The sequence below is a fragment of the Streptococcus sp. V869 genome (assembly GCF_054353515.1).
Genome location: NZ_JBTHHW010000003.1, coordinates 43,070 through 64,446 on the forward strand (window position 1 = coordinate 43,070; position 21,377 = coordinate 64,446).

At 40.6% G+C, this 21,377-nt stretch carries 15 protein-coding genes; 13 read left to right on the forward strand and 2 right to left on the reverse strand.

Translation table 11 applies throughout. The features are described from left to right. Window positions 1–88: 88 nt before the first annotated feature. Both ACXYSN_RS07455 and ACXYSN_RS07460 read right to left on the reverse strand, forming a co-directional pair. On the reverse strand, window positions 89–1,537 hold the full coding sequence (locus ACXYSN_RS07455; RefSeq protein ID WP_458636642.1) for an APC family permease: 1,449 nt from the start codon (window positions 1,535–1,537) through the stop codon (window positions 89–91). 424 nt (window positions 1,538–1,961) lie between these two features. After that, entirely contained in the window at window positions 1,962–4,049 is a 2,088-nt protein-coding gene (locus ACXYSN_RS07460; protein ID WP_458636643.1) for a GH92 family glycosyl hydrolase, read from the reverse strand. Window positions 4,050–4,196: 147 nt separating this feature from the next. On the opposite strand from ACXYSN_RS07460, the gene ACXYSN_RS07465 reads away from it, so the two are divergent. From ACXYSN_RS07465 to ACXYSN_RS07525, 13 genes are all read left to right on the forward strand, one after another. After that, window positions 4,197–5,591: a hypothetical protein gene (locus ACXYSN_RS07465; protein ID WP_458636644.1), complete on the forward strand. Its 1,395-nt coding sequence runs from the start codon at window positions 4,197–4,199 to the stop codon at window positions 5,589–5,591. Between the two features lie 127 nt (window positions 5,592–5,718). Then, the gene (locus tag ACXYSN_RS07470) at window positions 5,719–6,999 is read left to right on the forward strand and encodes a glycoside hydrolase family 125 protein (protein WP_458636645.1); all 1,281 of its coding nucleotides are present in this window, start codon (window positions 5,719–5,721) and stop codon (window positions 6,997–6,999) included. Between the two features lie 241 nt (window positions 7,000–7,240). Next, the gene (locus ACXYSN_RS07475; protein ID WP_458636646.1) at window positions 7,241–9,886 is read left to right on the forward strand and encodes an alpha-mannosidase; all 2,646 of its coding nucleotides are present in this window, start codon (window positions 7,241–7,243) and stop codon (window positions 9,884–9,886) included. Between the two features lie 84 nt (window positions 9,887–9,970). Next, window positions 9,971–10,840, forward strand: coding sequence for an ROK family protein (locus ACXYSN_RS07480; RefSeq protein WP_458636647.1), 870 nt, complete (start codon window positions 9,971–9,973; stop codon window positions 10,838–10,840). Next, entirely contained in the window at window positions 10,834–12,714 is a 1,881-nt protein-coding gene (locus tag ACXYSN_RS07485; protein WP_458636648.1) for a beta-N-acetylhexosaminidase, read from the forward strand. Before ACXYSN_RS07480 ends, ACXYSN_RS07485 begins: the two co-directional genes overlap by 7 nt. A gap of 203 nt (window positions 12,715–12,917) precedes the next feature. Further along, window positions 12,918–13,847, forward strand: coding sequence for an ABC transporter permease (locus tag ACXYSN_RS07490; RefSeq protein ID WP_178895598.1), 930 nt, complete (start codon window positions 12,918–12,920; stop codon window positions 13,845–13,847). A 13-nt stretch (window positions 13,848–13,860) separates the two neighbouring features. Next, window positions 13,861–14,781 (forward strand): carbohydrate ABC transporter permease, encoded by a 921-nt coding sequence (locus ACXYSN_RS07495; protein ID WP_458636649.1) that lies wholly within the window; start codon window positions 13,861–13,863, stop codon window positions 14,779–14,781. Between the two features lie 106 nt (window positions 14,782–14,887). Further along, a complete protein-coding gene (locus ACXYSN_RS07500) occupies window positions 14,888–16,381 on the forward strand; it encodes an ABC transporter substrate-binding protein (protein WP_441348656.1) in 1,494 nt (497 codons plus the stop codon). Between the two features lie 381 nt (window positions 16,382–16,762). Then, a complete protein-coding gene (locus tag ACXYSN_RS07505; RefSeq protein WP_441348655.1) occupies window positions 16,763–17,956 on the forward strand; it encodes an L-lactate MFS transporter in 1,194 nt (397 codons plus the stop codon). A 196-nt stretch (window positions 17,957–18,152) separates the two neighbouring features. Beyond that, on the forward strand, window positions 18,153–19,139 hold the full coding sequence (gene trhO / locus ACXYSN_RS07510) for an oxygen-dependent tRNA uridine(34) hydroxylase TrhO (RefSeq protein ID WP_006151074.1): 987 nt from the start codon (window positions 18,153–18,155) through the stop codon (window positions 19,137–19,139). A 127-nt stretch (window positions 19,140–19,266) separates the two neighbouring features. Further along, window positions 19,267–20,127 (forward strand): DUF4299 family protein, encoded by an 861-nt coding sequence (locus ACXYSN_RS07515; protein WP_441348654.1) that lies wholly within the window; start codon window positions 19,267–19,269, stop codon window positions 20,125–20,127. Between the two features lie 144 nt (window positions 20,128–20,271). Beyond that, window positions 20,272–20,751 (forward strand): TM2 domain-containing protein, encoded by a 480-nt coding sequence (locus ACXYSN_RS07520; protein ID WP_441348653.1) that lies wholly within the window; start codon window positions 20,272–20,274, stop codon window positions 20,749–20,751. Between the two features lie 206 nt (window positions 20,752–20,957). Further along, a complete protein-coding gene (locus ACXYSN_RS07525) occupies window positions 20,958–21,323 on the forward strand; it encodes a TM2 domain-containing protein (protein ID WP_458636650.1) in 366 nt (121 codons plus the stop codon). The last annotated feature ends 54 nt before the right edge of the window (window positions 21,324–21,377 follow it).

Consider the following 21,377-nt stretch of genomic DNA (forward strand, 5'->3'; position numbering starts at 1 on the left):
CCCTTTGAATAGTATTGTTCAAGGGGATTTTTGTTGAGAAAATTTTGCAAGCAAAGATAAAAGTGATGTTATCTAGCTGGTAGTAGCATTATTTAATGTCTTTCTTTTGTTCTCTTTTAGCAAGTATTGGTAGAATAACACCCAAACCAATCAGAATAATTGGTGTTAAGATATTTGTAAGTAGAGAGAATTGCCAAGCAGTTGGATTCTCAGCATAGTTAATTTTTGGAACCATACCAAGGATACAAGCAAAGGCAGTAAAGAGGAAGCACCAAGTACCGATAATAAAGCCAAGCTTAGGATTGTTCACAAACTTGTATTCGGCATTTTTGTATGTTTTCCAAGCGCGATTAAGCATCATGTAGGCAAGGAATACCCAGAGATAACGCATCGGCATCACGATAGAATTAAGGTTGGTCATCCATTTTACAAGTCCGTCAATTTCCTGGATACCAAAAATTGGAAGGATGATGATGAGGCTGACGAGGACGCCCGTAAGGAGATAACCATTAATGAGTACGCCTTTTTTAGTACGTTTGCGAAGCCAACTTGGGATAAAGTTTTCATCTGCGTTATTGAGAAGGATTTGTAATGGTGCGTCAATGGAGAAGGCAAGTGCTGCGATTTGTCCGACCATGTTTGTAAGAGCATAGATTACGACAAAGAGGTTTCCAACGCCCCAATAATTTCCTAACATTTGGAAGGCTTGATAAGCACCATTACGCATGAGGTCTTCAGGGATATTATTGCCATCAAATAGCATTCCCATGGCAACAGAACCGAGGATAGCAGAGAGACCGACCATGATGGCCATCACAATCATACCTTTAGGAAATTCTTTCGCAGGGTTGCGGGTTTGATTCACGTAAGGGGAAATTTTTTCACAACCACCAACTGCAAATACTAGCAGTGAAATCGTTGTAAAATAAGAAAAATCAAAGTTTGGAATGTAGGTGCTCAGCTGATCCATGTGTGGTGTCGCAAACTGAATATCAGGCTTGATGAAAGGCAGACCGACAGCCAAAAGCACAAAGAGTAGAGACATAATCAACATAGCACTTCCCGCCAAGCTACCGATAACTTTTAGAGTTGCCAATCCCTTTGTAGAAAGGTAGAGGAAAAGTCCAAAGATTAGTAAGCTGAGAATAACAATCCAGTGGAAGTCAATTTGTTTAAGAAATTGTCCGTTACCTTGTAAGGCCCATCCAAGTGGAATTAGAATTCCTTGAGGTTTTTGTGCCAGATAAGGGATATGCACCACCCAGTAGGTCCAAGCTGCAAAGTAGGCGAGGCGTTTTGTTGATGTTTTTTCAACCCAGTCACTAACACCACTTCCGCTCTCCTTAAAGGTAGAACCTAGTTGCCCGACGATGAGGGAGTATGGAATAAAGTAGAGTGCGAGGATCAAAATCCAAGATACGACGACTGAAATTCCCTGTTGAGAATAGTTATTGACGACGTTTCCTAGCCCCCAGACCATGTTGAAGGCAATCAGAGAAACCATCAGCCAATTAAGTTGGTGTTGATCTTTTTTCATAATGTCTCCTTTTCTATTAATTTCAGTATATCATGTTTTTTTTGAAAGCGCATAACAAAATTCGAAATTTCCTATAAAAAAGTAGAGGACAGCTAACAAATAGGAGCTAGAACTCCTTCGTTGAGAATAAGTTATCCACAATTTGTGGAAAAGTCAATACCTACAGATTCGAAATATTTTAATAGTTTTGGTTCAGGAGAAATAGAAGAAATTTAGGAGTAACATCAGATAAAAAACCAGTATAATGCTTGATGTAGCACAGTTTGTTGGCTGTTTTTTATTCTAAATCATAGAGAATGGAATTAGAAAGATATTTTGGAAAATCTTGAAAATATTTTCCGAAGAAAGTTTGAAGGTTATTCACAACTTGTGGATAACTTTGTATGAATAGGAAACCCCTTTGCACGTGACAAAGGGGCTTAGTTTATTGATGGTTTGGTAACCAGCTGAGTGTAAAGTCAAGGGTTTGAGCATTAAGCAGTTCCTGATGACTGATGGTTTGTTTTTCTTTCCCGTCCAATCGACAGTCTTGGACAAAGTGGAAGTGTTCATGATTTTGCTGAGTACGAATATCCAACCACTGTTCTTTTTCTGCCAGATAGACACGAAGGTGGTCAAAGAGTGGAATTCCAAGGTCATAGTTTGCTTTTCCTGGGCAGGTCGGGTAAAGTCCAAGAGCAGACCAGACATACCAAGCTGATAGACTACCGTTATCCTCATCTCCTGGATAAGCATCCCAGCCAGATCGAAAGGCTTTTTGACGAAGGGTCTTGATTAGGAGACTGGTATATTGAGGATAATTACTATATCGAAAAAGATAAGGGATGTGGAAACTTGGTTGGTTTGAAATGGCTAGTTGACCAAATGGCGCTGTTGCCATTTCGCTCATCTCGTGAATTTCATATCCATAACCCGTCGTTTCAAAGAGTGGGAGACTTTGACAAGCTTTTAAGAGATAGTTGCTAAAGGCTTCTTTTCCACCCATAAGTTGACTAAGGCCAGAAATATCATGTAAAACACCGAGACTGGCTTGAATAGCTGAGCATTCGGCGTAGTCCCGTCCCCAACTATAAGGAGAAAAGTCAGGACGGAAGTTACCATCTACATCACGCGCCCTCATATATCCTGTTTCAGGATCAAATAGATTCTGATAGTTTTTAGAATAGTGAGCATAGGTTTTTGCTAGATCTTCTTGCTCTAATTTTGCTGCACAAGTAGAGATGCAAAAATCACTGTAGGCATAGTCCAGTGTATGACTGACACTTTCGTGATAGTCTGTTGATAGATAGCCTAACTCTTGGTATTGTGCCAGACCGTGTCGCCCGTTGATAGATTTTGGATCTGCCTTGGTCGCAGTTTCAAGCATAGCTTTGAGAAATTCTTCTTCAAGATCAGGCGCCATATCTTTACAAGCACTATCTGCAATAAGACCATCAATCAGGGTTCCAGGCATCATTCCCCTTTCGTCAGGGGCAAGCCACTTAGGCAGATATCCAGTATCACGATAGCTATTGAGGAAGCCCTCAAGAAATTGGCGATAGTATTCCGGAATAATTAAGGCAAAGAGTGGGAATGAAGTACGGAAGGTATCCCAAAAGCCATTGTTGGTATAGAGTAGACCAGGCTTGATAGTTCCTGCAGCTAGATCCATATGGATGTTTTCGCCTTGCTCATTTACCTCATAAAAGGTTTGCGGGAAAAGGAAAAGTCTGTAGAGGCAGTGGTCAAAAAATGTTCTGTCTACTGGCCCAGTTTCCACAACATCAAAGCGACCTAGGAGGTCTTCCCAACTCACTTTAGCGTTTGTTTTCGTTTCTTCAAAATCCTGTTTAGGAAGATTAAAGAGGGTCTGTTCTTTAGAAATAAAGGAAGTTGCTAGTTGAACCTGAGCTTCTGCTCCAGCCAAGTCAATTCGCCAGTCCTGTCCCTCTTGATTGATAGATAGAATATCCGTAGAGAATGCGAGAGCAGTAAACATGACGAGAGGACTTTTATTGGTTTCAGTTTCTCCTTCTTGTCTCAGGGCAAGAGTTCGCTTATCGACTTGTTCGACTGTTAGTTCATCAGCTGCATGAACATAGAGTGAGAGGTTCTTGCCTTGTGTTTGTCTTAGTTGAATAGAAGCTCCATAGCAAGTGGGACTTAACTGAGTTTCAATCTGATAACGCTCAGAAAAAATTCTGAGATAATGAGGATTGAAAATAGCACGCTCAGGATTATAGGAAGACTGACGATGGAAGAGCGAGTCGCCGCTGATTTCTCCTGTTACTGGTGTCAGTAAGAGCCAGGAGTAATCCTCAATCCAAGGGCTAGGTTGGTGGGTTAGTCGAATACCCTGAAAGATAGGAAGATGGGGATCAAAAAACCATGCCCCTTCTTGATCACTGGTTTGGGGGACAAAGTAATTCATGCCAAAAGGAACCCCAGTGTATGGTAGGGTGTTTCCTCGTGAAAATGCATGTTTACTGGCTGTTCCAAAACGCGTATCAATGGTTTCAAGTATAGGTTTCATAGTGATTTCCTTCTGTAGAAGTTTTGTATTCAGTATAACACAAAAATAAAAAAAGCATATAGAAGTAAAAGAATGTATAAATATATATATTTAAAATTTACAAATATAATCTTTTTTGCTAGAATGAGGGTAAGAAAGGAGATTATTATGAGTAATATTGATGAACACTCTACTAATGAAGAGTTAGTAGAAAAAGAGGAGTTGCAATCTGTGGAAGCAACAGAAGAGGATGTGAAAGAAAAAACACCTTCTTCAGAGACAGCAGAACCTACAGTTGAGAAAGAAGAAGCACCATCTTCTACGGGAACTCCAAAGCCTGCGACAGAGGAGTCATCTAAAGAGGCAGTGGCTACACCTACAGCTACTAAAGGTTTTGATGTCAATGAACTTGTGGAAAAAGCAAAAGATTTATTCCAAAAGAGAAAAATTGCTGTTATTGGTGTTCTTGCAGCAGTTGCTGTACTAATTGTTGCGCTTGTTGGTTTCAAGGTATATGATTCTCAACCAAAGAGCTTGTTAGATGTTGTTCATGTACAATTTTCAGGATACGATGAATCTGGAACATTGACTTACAATAGTGATGAAGTTACAGCTAAGCTTCAAGAAATAGCTTATAAAAAAGCTGGATTTAGTGCCAAACAAGCAGAAGGACTGGCACAAAAAGATCCAGTTACTTTTTCAGAAGTTACCAGAGATCCAAAACTAGCGTCAAAATATAGCAAGGCAGATGCTTTGATTAGAAGTGTCCAATTTAGCTTTGATAAAACAAGTGACCTAAAAAATGGAGATGAGGTTACTTTCAGCGTTGTGACTACTTCAAAGAGTGCACCGGTTAAGGCTGAAAAGAAAACCTTCAAAGTTGAAAATCTTAAAGAATATGAAAAAGTTTCAGCTTCTGATTTGTTGACTGAAACACCTGTAACATTCGCTGGACTTAACGGCTATGGTACTGTTTCAATCGCTAAAAATTCTAAGAATGAAACTTACTTCGATTTTGAAAATGGTGAACGTCCAAAGAATTTGAAAAACGGCGATAAAGTTACTTTGAAAGTGAATGATGCTTATATTAATTCTTTGAAATCATCTGGTAAAATGGTAGATTCTAAGACTGTCGAAGTGACTGTCGAAGGACTTAAAGACTTGAAAGATGTGAAGAACTTTGCTGATTTGTTGAAGAAGAATGAAGACTACAGCAAGTCAGAACACAAGAATGATTCATATACTACGTATACTTTAGAGTCACAAGGAAGCTACTTGAAAGTGATTCCTGGCGAAGACAAAAATTCAAGTGCGAAAATCTCCTTAATCACTGTCTACAAAGTCACAAAGACAAGCTCTGGATTTTCAAACTCAACAACTGTCCGCTACAAATACTTCGGTTATGATGCCTTCCTATTGAAGGACGGAAACTTGGATCTCAATACGGCTTCGAAAGTGTCTGACAGTTGGGGAACTGAAGACTATGAAGGTTTGAAATCAGAATTGTTGACGAACGGATATAAAGAATTCGATAATAAAAAAGACAATAAGAAAAGTGAATAAAAAGTTGGGCTTTCCCAACTTTTTTTCATAAGTTTGTTTCAAAACGACTTTAGTTTGTGTATATCTTTTGGACCTATTTTTTCTTATACTGAAAATGAAAATTTGTTTGAAAGAGGCAAAACAGTTTATGGTTTATTCAAAAGAAATTGTCAGAGAGTGGCTAGATGAGGTAGCGGAGCGTGCTAAAGATCATCCGGAATGGGTAGATATTTTTGAACGTTGCTATACAGACACTTTAGACAATACAGTTGAAATCTTAGACGACGGCTCGACCTTTGTACTGACTGGAGATATCCCAGCTATGTGGCTTCGTGACTCAACTGCTCAGCTGAGACCTTATCTTCATGTGGCTAAAAGAGACCCTCGTTTGCGTCAGACCATTGCTGGTTTGGTCAAACGACAGATGACTTTGATTCTCAAGGATCCCTATGCTAACTCTTTCAATATTGAGGAGAACTGGAAGGGCCATCACGAGACTGATCACACCGATTTGAATGGCTGGATTTGGGAGCGCAAGTATGAAGTTGATTCGCTTTGCTACCCTTTGCAGTTGGCTTATCTTCTGTGGAAAGAAACTGGTGAGACTAGCCAGTTTGATGAAACTTTTGTCACAGCGACCAAGGAAATTCTTCATCTCTGGACAGTTGAACAAGACCACAAGAATTCACCGTATCGCTTTGTTCGCGATACCGATCGTAAGGAAGATACGCTGGTCAATGATGGTTTTGGACCTGACTTTGCTGTGACAGGGATGACCTGGTCAGCCTTTCGTCCAAGTGATGACTGCTGTCAGTATAGCTACTTAATTCCGTCAAATATGTTTGCAGTGGTTGTCTTGGGTTATGTCCAGGAAATTTTTGCAGAATTGAAACTAGCCGATAGCGAGAGCATTATTGCTGATGCCAAACGACTCCAAGCTGAGATTCAAGAAGGAATCGAAAATTACGCCTACACTACAAATAGTAAGGGCGAGAAGATCTATGCCTTTGAGGTAGACGGTCTAGGAAATGCTAGCATCATGGATGATCCGAACGTACCAAGTTTGTTGGCTGCTCCATATCTGGGTTACTGTGATGTTAACGATGAAGTGTATCAAGCTACTCGTCGCACTATCCTGAGCCCTGAAAATCCATACTTCTACCAAGGAGAGTACGCAAGTGGACTTGGAAGTTCTCATACCTTCTACCGCTATATCTGGCCGATTGCCCTTTCTATCCAAGGATTGACAACAACGGATAAGGCAGAGAAGAAATTCTTGCTAGATCAGTTGGTTGCCTGTGATGGCGGAACAGGTGTGATGCACGAAAGCTTCCACGTAGACGATCCGACACTCTACTCACGCGAATGGTTCTCATGGGCCAACATGATGTTCTGCGAATTAGTCTTGGATTACTTGGATATTCGCTAATACTCTTCGAAAATCAAATTTAAACCACGTCAGCTTCGCCTTGCCGTATATATGTTACTGACTTCGTCAGTTCTATCTACAACCTCAAAGCAGTGCTTTGAGCAATCTGCAGTTAGCTTCCTAGTTTGCTCTTTGATTTTCATTGAGTATAAGGAGCACGCTTTAGCTTCACTGATTCTTGTTAGAATTACAAGTTTATATTTAAAACATTAAAAATTTAAGTTAGAATGAGGTTTTACTCATGGAAAATGTTGTTGTACATATCATCTCTCACAGTCACTGGGATCGTGAGTGGTATCTACCTTTTGAAAGTCACCGTATGCAATTGGTGGAACTTTTTGACAATCTTTTTGATCTTTTTGAAAATGATCCTGAGTTCAAGAGCTTCCACCTAGATGGACAAACCATTGTCCTCGATGACTATTTAGAAATTCGCCCTGAAAACCGTGACAAGGTGCAGCGTTATATCGACGAAGGCAAGCTCAAGATTGGTCCTTTTTATATCTTGCAGGATGATTACTTGATTTCCAGTGAAGCTAACGTCCGCAATACCTTGATTGGACAAGCGGAATGTGCTAAATGGGGCAAATCTACTCAAATTGGTTATTTCCCAGATACCTTTGGAAATATGGGGCAGGCTCCTCAAATCCTTCAAAAATCAGGTATTCACGTCGCAGCCTTTGGTCGCGGTGTCAAGCCAATCGGATTTGACAATCAAGTCCTTGAAGATGAACAGTTTACCTCTCAATTTTCTGAGATGTATTGGCAGGGGGCTGATGGCAGCCGTGTACTCGGTATTCTTTTTGCTAATTGGTACAGTAACGGGAATGAAATTCCAGTGGATAAAGACGAGGCTTTGGCTTTCTGGAAGCAAAAATTAGCAGACGTCCGTGATTATGCATCGACCAACCAATGGTTGATGATGAACGGTTGTGACCACCAGCCTGTTCAGAGAAATCTGAGCGAAGCCATTCGTGTGGCAAACGAGCTCTTCCCTGACGTGACCTTTATTCATAGCTCATTTGACGAATATGTCCAAGCACTGGAAAGTGCCCTTCCTGAACAATTATCAACGGTCACAGGTGAGTTGACTAGCCAGGAAACGGATGGCTGGTACACCCTTGCCAATACCTCTTCTTCACGTGTTTACCTCAAACAAGCCTTCCAAGAAAATAGCAACTTGTTAGAGCAGGTCGTGGAACCATTAACCATTATCACTGGTGGACACAACCACAAGGATCAATTGACCTATGCTTGGAAAGTACTTCTGCAAAATGCACCGCACGATAGTATCTGTGGTTGTAGTATTGACGAAGTTCACCGTGAAATGGAAACTCGTTTTGCCAAGGTTAATCAAGTTGGGAATTTTGTTAAGAGTAATCTTCTTAATGAATGGAAGGGGAAATTAGCTACTCAAAATGCGCAAAGCGACCACCTCTTTACCGTTGTCAACACAGCCTTACATGACAAGGTTGATACAGTCAGTGTTGTAGTGGATGTTGTGACTTGTGATTTTAAAGAATTGCATCCGACTGAAGGTTACAAGAAGATGGCAGCCGTGATCTTGCCAGATTACCATGTTGAAGATTTGGATGGCCATGTCCTTGAAGCCAAGATTGAAGACTTGGGAGCAAGTTTTGGCTATACTTTGCCTAAGGATAAATTCCGCCAACCGTATATTGCACGCCAAGTGCGCGTGACAATCCCAGTCCACCTTGCACCGCTTTCTTGGGCAAGCTTCCAATTGGTCGAAGGTCAAGTAGATCACCGTGATGGTATTTACCAAAATGGAGTCATTGATACACCATTCGTAACAGTGAGTGTAGATGAAGGAATCACAGTCTATGACAAGACTACAAACGAAGCTTACGAAGATTTCATCCAATTCGAGGACCGTGGAGATATTGGTAACGAGTACATTTACTTCCAACCAAAAGGAACTGATCCAATCTATGCTCAATTGAAGGGATACGATGTCCTAGAAAACAATGCTCGCTATGCTAAGGTATTGCTCAAACATGAGTTGACTATTCCAGTCAGTGCAGATGAAAAATTGGATGCAGAACAAAGAGGTATCATCGAGTTCATGAAACGAGATGCAGGTCGTTCAGAAGAGTTGACAACCATTCCTCTTGAAACAGAAATGACTGTCTTTGTGGACAATCCACAGATTCGCTTCAAGACTCGCTTTACCAACACAGCCAAGGATCACCGCATCCGTCTCTTGGTGAAAACTCATAACACTCGTCCAAGCAATGATTCTGAAAGCATCTATGAAGTTGTGACAAGACCAAATAAACCAGCAGCTTCTTGGGAAAATCCTGAAAATCCACAACACCAACAAGCCTTTGTAAGCTTGTATGATGACGTAAAAGGAGTAACCGTATCCAATAAAGGATTGCATGAATACGAAATCCTTGGAGACGACACCATGGCTGTAACCCTTCTTCGTGCTTCAGGCGAACTTGGTGACTGGGGTTACTTCCCAACGCCGGAAGCTCAGTGCTTGCGTGATATCGAAGTTGAATTTGCAGTAGAATGTCACCAAGCAGGGGAACGCTTCTCAGCTTTCCGTCGTGCCAAAGCCTTCCAGGTGCCATTTACAGCTCTTCAAGTTGCAAAACAAGAGGGTAGCGTTGCAGCAACGGGTAGCCTCTTTAACCATCCGGCTCTGAACTTGCCACAAGTATGCCCAACAGCCTTTAAGGTGGCTGAGAATGAAGAAGGTTATGTCCTTCGTTACTACAATATGAGTCAAGAAAATGTTCGCGTGTCTGACAAACAACAAACCATTCTTGACTTATTGGAACGCCCATATCCAGTTCATTCAGGACTATTGGCACCACAGGAAATTCGTACAGAATTGATCAAAAAAGAAGAAATTTAATTTCGAAAAGATAACATAAACAGAAAGGAGGAGCGAAAAAGTAAGAACCAACTGCTGATTCGCTCCTTTTTACAGGTGAAAGCCATGACCCTTGCAACCATTGATATTGGAGGAACTGGCATTAAGTTTGCTAGTCTAACTCCTGATGGAAAGATTTTAGATAAGATCAGCACACCGACGCCAGAGACTCTAGAAGAGTTGCTTGCTTGGTTGGACCAACGTTTGTCAGAACAAGACTATCGTGGGATTGCTATGAGTGTGCCAGGTGCCGTTAATCAAGAAACCGGGGTGATTGAGGGAATTAGCGCCATTCCTTACATCCATGGTTTTTCTTGGTATGAGGCCCTTGCTCATCACAAACTACCTGTTCATTTAGAAAATGATGCCAACTGTGTTGGACTCAGCGAATTACTGGCTCACCCTGAGATTGAAAATGCAGCCTGTGTCGTGATTGGTACAGGAATTGGTGGCGCTATGATTATCAATGGCAAGCTTCACCGTGGTCGTCATGGTTTGGGCGGTGAGTTTGGCTACATGACAACCATCGAGCCCGCAGAAAGACTCAATAACTGGTCGCTACTAGCTTCTACAGGAAACATGGTTCGCTACGTCATTGAAAAATCTGGTCAGTCTGATTGGGACGGACGCAAGGTTTATCAAGAAGCGGCAGCCGGCAATGCTCTTTGCCAGGAAGCCATTGAGCGCATGAATCGTAACCTAGCTCAAGGCCTGCTCAATATCCAGTATCTCATTGACCCAGATGTCATTAGTCTGGGAGGTTCTATCAGTCAAAACCCAGATTTTATCAAAGGCGTTCAAAAAGCAGTAGACGCCTTTGTGGAAAGATATGAAGAATATACTATCGCTCCAGTCATTCAAGCTTGCACCTATCATGCAGATGCCAATCTCTACGGTGCCCTTGTCAACTGGTTACAGGAGGAAAACCAATGGTAAGTTTTACAGGACTTAGTCCCAAACAAGCCCAAGCTATCGAAGTCTTAAAAAATCACATTTCTCTACCGGATGTAGAAGTGGCAGTTGCTCAGTCTGACCAAGCTTCTATCTCTATCAAGGGTGAGAATGGGCAGTATCAACTGACCTACCGTAAACCTCATCAACTCTACCGTGCCTTGTCTGTGCTAGCAACAGCTTTAACAGAAGGAGACAAAGTAGAGATTGAAGAACAGGCTGCTTACGAAGATTTAGCCTATATGGCTGACTGTTCGCGCAATGCCGTGCTCAATGTCGCATCTGCCAAGCAGATGATTGAAGTCTTAGCTCTGATGGGTTATTCAACCTTTGAGCTCTACATGGAAGACACTTATCAAATTGAAGGACAACCTTACTTTGGTTATTTCCGTGGGGCTTATTCAACTGAGGAATTACAGGAAATCGAAGCATACGCCCAGCAGTTTGACATGACCTTTGTCCCATGTATCCAAACCCTGGCCCACTTATCAGCCTTTGTCAAATGGGGTGTCAAAGAAGTCCAGCAACTCCGCGATGTAGAAGACATTCTTCTCATCGGTGAAGAAAAAGTCTACGACCTGATTGACGGTATGTTTGCGACGTTATCTAAACTACAAACTCGCAAGGTCAATATCGGAATGGACGAAGCTCACCTAGTTGGTTTGGGACGTTACCTTATCCTGAACGGTGTGGTTGATCGTAGTCTCCTCATGTGCCAACACTTGGAGCGCGTGCTGGATATTGCAGACAAATATGGTTTCCACTGCCAGATGTGGAGCGATATGTTCTTCAAGCTTATGTCAGCAGATGGCCAGTACGACCGTGATGTGGAGATTCCAGAGGAGACTCGTGTTTACCTTGACCGTCTCAAAGACCGTGTCACCTTGGTTTACTGGGATTATTACCAAGATAGCGAAGAAAAATACAACCGCAACTTCAGTAACCACCATAAGATTAGCCAGGATATCGCCTTTGCAGGTGGTGCTTGGAAGTGGATTGGTTTTACGCCCCACAACCATTTCAGCCGTCTCATTGCAGTAGAAGCCAATAAGGCTTGCCGTGCCAATCAGATTAAGGAAGTTATTGTGACTGGCTGGGGGGACAATGGTGGTGAAACAGCCCAGTTTTCCATCCTACCAAGCTTGCAAATCTGGGCAGAACTTAGCTACCGCAATGATTTAGACCGTTTATCTGCTCATTTCAAGATCAATACCGGTCTATCGGTTGAGGACTTCATGCAAATCGACCTAGCCAACCTCTTGCCAGATCTACCAGGAAATCTAAGTGGTATCAATCCCAACCGTTATGTCTTTTATCAAGATGTCCTTTGCCCAATTCTTGATAAGCACATGACTCCTGAACAGGACAAACCTCACTTTGCCCAGTCAGCTGAGACTCTTGTTGCTATTAAAGAAAAAGCAGGAAACTATGCTTATCTCTTTGAAACTCAGGCCCAGTTGAATGCTATTTTAAGTGTCAAGGTTGATGTGGGACGACGTATCCGTCAAGCCTATCAAGCAGATGATAAAGAGAGCTTGCAACAAATCGCTAGGGAAGAATTACCAAAACTCAGAAGCCAGATTGAAACCTTCCACAAGCTCTTTAGTCAGCAATGGTTGAAAGAAAACAAGGTCTTTGGCTTGGATACCGTAGACATCCGTATGGGAGGACTCTTGCAACGGATCAAGAGAGCGGAAAGCCGCATTGAAGACTATCTAGCTGGTTCAATTTCTCGTATCGACGAACTAGAAGTAGAGATCTTGCCATTTAACGATTTCTACGGGGATAAGGACTTCGCAGCTACAACGGCCAACCAGTGGCATACCATTGCGACAGCTTCGACTATTTATACGACCTAGAAAAACTCTATTCAGGAAGAAAGTTTCCCGTGAAACACACTTCTCATATAAAAAAGTTCTCCACATAAAATAATTTGTGGAGTTTTTTCTATAATTTGTAGTTTAAACTGTCCTAAAAATAAGAGTATACTATTTTTGTAAACGTTATCAAATGCAAAAATGTGAGATTATGAAGCTTTAGAAAAATAAAAAGGGAGGAAATTATGAATAAGTTTTCAAAAACTTTAAGAGATAATTGGATTTTTCTCTTAATGGTTTTACCAGGAACAATTTGGTTGATTTTATTCTTCTACATTCCAGTTTTTGGGAATGTGGTTGCCTTCAAAGACTACCATATGACTGGTGAAGGATTCGTCCACAGTATTATAAATAGTAAATGGGTCGGACTAGATAACTTTAAATTCTTGTTTAGTTCGAAAGATGCCTTTGTCATCACTCGAAACACTGTTCTTTACAACCTTGGATTTATTTTTATCGGTTTGATTGTGTCAGTTGGTATCGCCATTATCCTTAGTGAACTTCGCTCTAAGCAAATGGTTAAAATCTACCAAACATCTATGTTGTTCCCTTACTTCCTATCTTGGGTTATCATCAGTTTCTTTACAGATGCATTCCTAAATATCGATAAAGGGCTTATCAACCATACCTTAGAAGCTCTAGGGATGAAGGGTATTAACTTCTACGCTGATGTCAGTATCTGGCCTTACCTCCTCCTCTTCCTAGGTATCTGGAAAGGCTTTGGATATAGTAGTGTGATGTACTACGCAACGATCATGGGTATTGACCCAACTTACTACGAAGCAGCGACAGTGGATGGTGCCAGCAAATGGCAACGTATCCGTAATGTAACCATCCCTCAGTTGACACCGCTTGTGACAGTATTGACCATCCTTGCAGTCGGAAATATCTTCCGTGCAGACTTCGGTCTTTTCTACCAAATCCCTCACAATGCTGGTCAGCTCTATAGTGTAACAAACGTATTGGACGTCTATGTCTTTAACGGATTGACTCAGACAGCAGATATCGGTATGGCTTCAGCAGCCGGTCTCTATCAGTCAGTCGTCGGTTTGATTCTCGTTATCCTATCAAACTTACTTGCAAGACGTGTTGATCCTAACTCAGCACTGTTCTAGAAAGGAGGAGCATATGGCAAAAAAAATTCAAAAAGAAAAAATTGATAATGTTGGCATACACTCCTTCAGCAAAAAAGCAGATATCTTCTTTAGTATCATATCTGGTTTGCTGGCCTTCTCTTGTATCTTGCCTTTCATCTTTGTAATCATTATCTCAATTACAGACGAAAAAAGTATTGTTCAATATGGTTATAGTTTCTTCCCATCGAAGTTTGGTGTAGATGGGTTCCAATTCTTGGCTCAGTTTAAAGACAAAATTTTACAAGCGCTCTTTATTTCAGCCTTTGTGACAGTTGTCGGTACATTGACAAACGTATTCATCACAACAACATACGCTTATGCCATCTCACGTTCAACATTTAAGTATCGTAAATTCTTTACAGTCTTCGCTCTTCTCAGTATGTTGTTCAATGCTGGTTTGGTACCAGGCTACATTGTGGTAACTCAGTTGCTTCACCTTGGTGATACCATTTGGGCCTTGATTGTTCCAATGCTTCTATCACCATTCAACATCATGTTGATGCGTTCCTTCTTCAAGAAGACCATCCCAGAAGCAATCCTCGAATCAGCTCGTATCGACGGGGCTAGTGAGGCTCGGATCTTCTTCCAAATCTGTTTACCACTTTCTCTTCCAGGGATTGCGACTATCACACTTTTGACAGCACTTGGATTCTGGAACGACTGGTTTAATGCTCTACTTTACATCAAGAGTGACAACTTGTATCCATTGCAATATTTGCTCATGCAAATTCAAAACAACATGGATTACATTGCTAAGTCAGTTGGGATGTCAGGACAACTTGCAGTTGCCCTACCAAAAGAAACAGGTCGTATGGCCATGGTCGTAGTTGCGACTGTTCCAATTGCGATTCTCTATCCATTCTTCCAACGCTATTTTGTAAAAGGTTTAACTATCGGTGGTGTTAAAGAATAAGAGACGCTGAGAAACAAGTTTTCTCTACCCTATCTAACTTTTCTTTGTTGAAAAGTAGATCACTAAAATTGTTTTAAATTTAAAAATAAAAAAAGGAGTTTTTATCATGAAAAACTGGAAAAAATATGCTTTTACTTCAGCTAGCCTTCTAGCTTTGGCTGCTGGACTTGCAGCTTGTGGTAACCTTAAAGGAAACAACCAAAAAGCTGCTGAATCATCATCATCGTCATCAGGTGACAAAACTGTTATCAAGATGTACCAAATCGGTGACAAACCAGATAACTTGGATGAGTTGCTAGAAAATGCAAACAAAATCATCGGAGAAAAAGTTGGTGCTAAATTAGATATCCAATACCTTGGTTGGGGTGACTACAGCAAGAAAATGTCAGTTATCACTTCATCAGGTGAAAACTATGATATCGCATTTGCAGATAACTACGTTGTAAACGCTCAAAAAGGTGCTTATGCTGACTTGACAGAATTGTACAAGAAAGAAGGAGCTGACCTTTACAAAGCACTTGACCCAGCTTACATCAAAGGTAACACTGTAAACGGTAAAATCTATGCAGTTCCAGTTGCAGCCAACGTTGCATCTTCACAAAACTTTGCTTTCAACGGCCCACTTCTTGAAAAATATGGAATCGATATCTCAGGTGTAACTTCATACGAAACACTTGAACCAGTATTGAAACAAATCAAAGAAAAAGCTCCAGATGTAATGCCATTCGCTGTTGGTAAAAACTTTATCCCATCAGAAAACTTTGACTACCCAGTTGCAAATGGTCTTCCATTCGTCATCGACCTTGAAGGCGACACTACTAAGATCGTAAACCGTTACGAAGTTCCTCGTTTCGTAGAACACTTGAAGACTATGCACAAATACTATGAAGCAGGATACATTCCAAAAGACGTAGCAACAAGCGATACTTCATATGACCTTACTCAAGATACTTGGCTTGTTCGCGAAGAAACAGTAGGACCAGCTGACTACGGTAGCAGCTTGCTTTCTCGTGTTGCTAACAGAGATATCAAAATCAAACCATTTACTAACTTCATCAAGAAAAACCAAACAACTCAAGTTGCAAACTTTGTAATCTCAAACAACTCTAAGAACAAAGAAAAAGCAATGGAAGTGTTGAACCTCTTGAACACTAACCCAGAACTCTTGAACGGACTTGTTTATGGACCAGAAGGCAAGAACTGGGAAAAAGTTGAAGGTAAAGAAAACCGTGTTCGTGTCCTTGATGGATACAAAGGAAACACTCACATGTCAGGATGGAACACTGGTAACAACTGGATCCTTTACATCAACGAAAACGTTACAGATGAACAAATTGCACAATCTAAGAAAGATTTGGAAACTGCAAAAGAATCTCCAGCGCTTGGATTCATCTTCAACACTGACAACGTGAAATCTGAAATCTCAGCTATCACTAATACTATGCAACAATTCGATACAGCTATCAACACTGGTACTGTAGACCCAGAAAAAGCTATTCCAGAATTGATGGAAAAACTTAAATCTGAAGGTGCTTACCAAAAAGTATTGGATGAAATGCAAAAACAATACGATGAATTCTTGAAAAGCAAAAAATCTTAAGATAGATTGATTTCGTGTATTCATTCCTAAAAAGAGCAATCACTATCTTGTCTGGGTATTTCCAGATGGGGTAGTGATTCTTTTTTATAGTTGTTGCGAAAAGGCTAAAGAGATGGCTATAATAGCCTTTTAAAAATATTCATAATAATATATGAATAGAGCTTAATTGAGCTAATACCCCTATTAGTTTAATTAAGTAGATTTTCAAATGAATCTAGCTTATAATAAATATACAAGACAATGAAAGCGCTTAACATTGTGAAAATTACTTTATCTATTTATTGATTTCTAGACTAGTCATCTAGGATAAGTAGGTGAAAAACCGACAATATTTGTCAACAATTCCCTTTGGGAATAAGAATTTTACATGAGGTTATTCATATGAAAAAAACACCCAATCGTTGGTTAATTTTGGCAGCAGCCATTTTAACGAATCTCTCTCTAGGCGCTGGTTACGCCTGGTCAGTCTTTCAAAAGGCACTGCTAGAAACCAATGCTAGTCAAGGATGGGTTCAAGCCCAGACTTCTTTGGCCTTTAGTATTTCTTTTGCAATGGTACCTGTTGGTATGATTATTTTTGGTCCTAAAGTCGATTCAGTAGGACCTAAGAAATTTGTATTTTTAGGTGGTATTCTCTTTGGTGCTGGTATGTTTGCTACAGGATTTGCTACCTCTCTTCCAATCCTTTACCTCACTTACGGGGTTGTCCTAGGACTTGGTATCGGTGCTGCTTATGGAGCATCTACTTCAGTTGCCACTAAGTGGTTCCCAGATAAAAAAGGTCTAGCTGGTGGTTTGACAGCAGCAGGTTTTGGGTTGGGTCCCCTTATTATCGGTCCAGTTGCCAAAGCTTTGATTGCTTCTATGGGTGTTTACTCAACATTCAAAGTATTAGGTATCATTCTTCTAATTGTTATTTGTACGTCTTCATTGGTAATGGAAAAAGCTCCTACGGCTGCGCCAGTAGCTGGAGCTGCTCAACCAGAAGGTAAAACTTACAAAGAAATGCTCCGTGACGGAAATTACTGGCTTCTATGGTTGATTTATGTTCTTGGTGCTACTGGTGGAATGATGATCATCGGTTCTGCTGCAGCAATTTCTGACCAATATCAACTTGTTGGAGAAGCTACTCTCTTCGTTATGTTAGTATCTATCGCTAACACATTTGGACGTATCTTCTGGGGTACAGTTTCTGATAAGATTGGTCGTTACCCTACAGTTATTGCTATGTTTGGAGCAGTTGCTGCTGGATTGTTGCTCACAGCCTTATTCAAAGGCCCAGGAAGCATCTTGGCTATCCTTGGTGTAATGATGGTTGCCTTGTCATTCGGTGGTTTCCTAGGTTCTTTCCCAGGTATTACTGCTGAAAACTGGGGAGTAACTTATGTAGGAACAAACTACGGTTGGATGTTTACTGCATACGGTGTTGCTGCGATTGCAGGCCCTCAGCTAGGTGCACGAATTGCCCAAGCCAACCAAGGAGACTATACAATGGCCTTCTTCATCGTAATCGGTATGGCATTTGTTGGTATTCTTCTACAGCTTTTCTACATGGCTAAAATGAAAAAAGCTTAAAATCATAAATCCTTGGAAAAATCCAAGGATTTTTTATTGTTTTAAATCATATGTGGGATTGGAAATCAGAACGAGTCCTAGTTATAGGAGGTTAATTTTCAGTCAAATAAATTGCAATCGCTTTTCTTTATCGGTATACTAGTATAGTTAGATGAAAAATTCTGAAAATTTAAGAATAGAAAAGAGAACAAATCTTATGGCAAAAGATATTCGTGTCTTACTTTACTACCTCTATACTCCAATTGAGAATGCGAAACAATTCGCTGCAGATCATTTGGCCTTCTGTAAATCTATCGGTCTAAAAGGTCGTATCCTTGTGGCTGATGAGGGTATTAACGGAACAGTTTCAGGTGACTACGAAACAACACAAAAATATATGGACTATGTTCACAGTCTCCCAGGAATGGAGAATTTATGGTTCAAGATTGATGAAGAAAACGAGCAAGCCTTCAAGAAGATGTTTGTTCGCTACAAAAAAGAAATTGTTCACCTTGGTCTTGAAGACAATGACTTTGACAATGACATTAATCCATTAGAAACAACTGGTGCTTACCTATCTCCAAAAGAGTTCAAGGAAGCTTTACTTGATGAAGATACCGTTGTCTTAGATACACGTAATGACTATGAATATGATTTAGGTCATTTCCGAGGAGCAATTCGTCCAGAAATCCGTAACTTCCGCGAGTTACCACAGTGGGTTCGTGATAACAAGGAAAAATTCATGGATAAACGTGTCGTGGTTTACTGTACAGGTGGAGTACGTTGTGAAAAATTCTCTGGTTGGATGGTTCGTGAGGGTTATAAAGATGTTGGTCAATTGCACGGAGGTATTGCAACATACGGTAAAGACCCAGAAGTTCAAGGTGAGCTTTGGGATGGTAAAATGTATGTCTTTGATGAGCGTATTGCAGTCGATGTCAATCATGTCAATCCAACCATCGTCGGAAAAGATTGGTTTGATGGCACACCGTGCGAACGCTATGTCAACTGTGGAAATCCATTCTGTAACCGTCGTATCTTGACATCTGAAGAGAATGAAGACAAGTACCTCCGCGGGTGCTCACACGAGTGTCGTGTTCATCCACGCAATCGCTATGTTTTAGAGCATGAATTGACGCAAGACCAAGTCATTGAGCGTTTAGCAGTGATTGGTGAGAACCTAGATCATTCTGAAGTTATATAAAAGTATCAACAGTCCTTGGAAAAGGGCTGTTTTTCTATGCTTTTTACCCAAAAATCTAAAATTTGTTTCTGCATCTTTCAGGAAAATAGTGTATACTATATGTAAACGATTTCAAAGGAGCCCATGTATGGTGAAAGCATTTTTTATTCCAAATAAACAAAGTGTCCTAGGACAACAGGAGATTTTAACAGCAAAATCAATCTTAGCCCTTGTAGATGGCTTGGAATCTCATAGTTATGATGCTGTCTATCTCCGTCAACCTCTTAATCGCCTCGAGTATATCGAGTGTGGAATCGTGGGTAGATCTCAGTTCCTCTTTAAAGTTCGCTACCTAGACTCTCAAAAAGGCTATCAAGTAATCATCCCTGACTTGATTACAAGAGCTGATTGGGAGATTGTAGAAGCTCTCTTGCAAGCCTTATCAAGTAAGGTCGGTGAAGTAGTTGAAGGATTGGCAGACTTTGATTTGGAAAATTATTTCCACGATACTGTCAAAAACTATTTGGCGGATAAGGGTGCTCGTTTGGGCTTCTGCCAAGGAATTCTATCACCTGTTTACTTTGACAAGAAGGATTTAGAAAGCTTCTTAAAAGAAGATGGTTTGGCACGTTTTGAAGCATTAGTCAAAAAGGTTCAAGGGTCGGATGCATATCCTGCCAGCGCCAAATTCTATCCAGATAGCGAGGGTAAGGTTCATGGTATCTACCACCTGGCTCAGGGAGTGAAAACAATCTTGCCGAAAGAACCAGTGATTCCAGCGCCTTATGTTGAACAGTTGGTAGGAAAAGAGCTTGTCTGGGAAATTGATCTAGTAAAAATTTCTGGAGATGGCTCAAAACCAGAAGACTATGAAGCGGTAGCTAGACTGGATTATCAAACCTTCTTGGGGGCTTTGCCAGAAGAACTCTATCAGAACTTAGATGCTAACCAAGTAGAAGTAGGACCAGTTTCAGGCGAGGATTTTGAAACACTGGCAAATGTAGAATAAAGGAATTCTAAGGGAAGATGTATTGAATGTTTTTCTTTTGGTTAAATTGAACTGGGACTTTGAAAAACATAGAAAACACAGAGGAAATTTGACAAAGAAGGAAAAAATGTCTAAAATATAGGAAAACATAAAGAGGAGATTATTATGTCAAACTTTACAGATTCATTCTTGTCAGCAAATACTGCTAACTTTCCGTCAGAGCAACTTCCATCACTTCGTGAACGCTTGAGCCAACTAGACGATTCACAAGCAAACCAAGTGATTGCTGCTACAGACGTTAAAAACCCTACAACAGCTTTGATTCTTTCAATCTTCTTAGGTGCATTAGGGGTTGACCGTTTCTACATTGGTCATACTGGTCTAGGAATTGGTAAGCTCTTGGCTACATTGCTATTGCCTATCATTACACTCGGATTCTCACTTTTCTTTACATGGATTTGGGTTGTTGTTGACTGGTTCCTTATCATGAACGCTACAAAAGCAGCAAACTTTGAAGCTATCAATACAGCTCTTGCTACAATGACAGCTACTCCAGAAACTGTAGAAGTCATTGAAGAAAAAGTAGAAGTCGTTGCAGAACCAGCGGAAGTTGTTGAAGAACAAGTAGAAGCTACTGAAGAATAAGTAAATATATCTTTTGCATATAAGAATCCTGTCAAAGATTGACAGGATTTTTTGTTTACAGAAGCCAAAGAATAAATGTGACACGAGTGAAAGGAAGTATGATAGAGACAGTAAAAACCGGCCTAAACAGGCGGTAAACCAAGAGAAAATTTGACAAAAGGGGAAAAAATCTCTAGAATAGAAGAAAACATAAAGAGGAGATTATTATGTCAAACTTTACAGATTCATTCTTGTCAGCAAACACTGGGAGCTTCCCATCGGAGCAACTTCCATCACTTCGTCAGCGTTTGAGCCAATTAGATGACTCACAAGCCAACCAAGTGATTGCTGCTGCAAACATCAAAAATCCTACAACAGCTTTGATCCTTTCAATCTTCCTTGGTACTCTTGGAGTTGACCGTTTCTACATTGGTCAGATTGGATTAGGAGTTGCAAAACTTCTTTTGGCTTGGTTGACTTTTGGTATCTGGACAATCATCGATTGGTTCCTAATCATCAATGCTACTAAGAAAGCAAACTTGGCAGCTATTAATAATGCCCTTGCTACAATGACAGTACCTTCATCGAATTAACAAGCAGACGAAGGATAAGTAGATTAACGTTTAAAGATAAGTAGTGTTATAAAA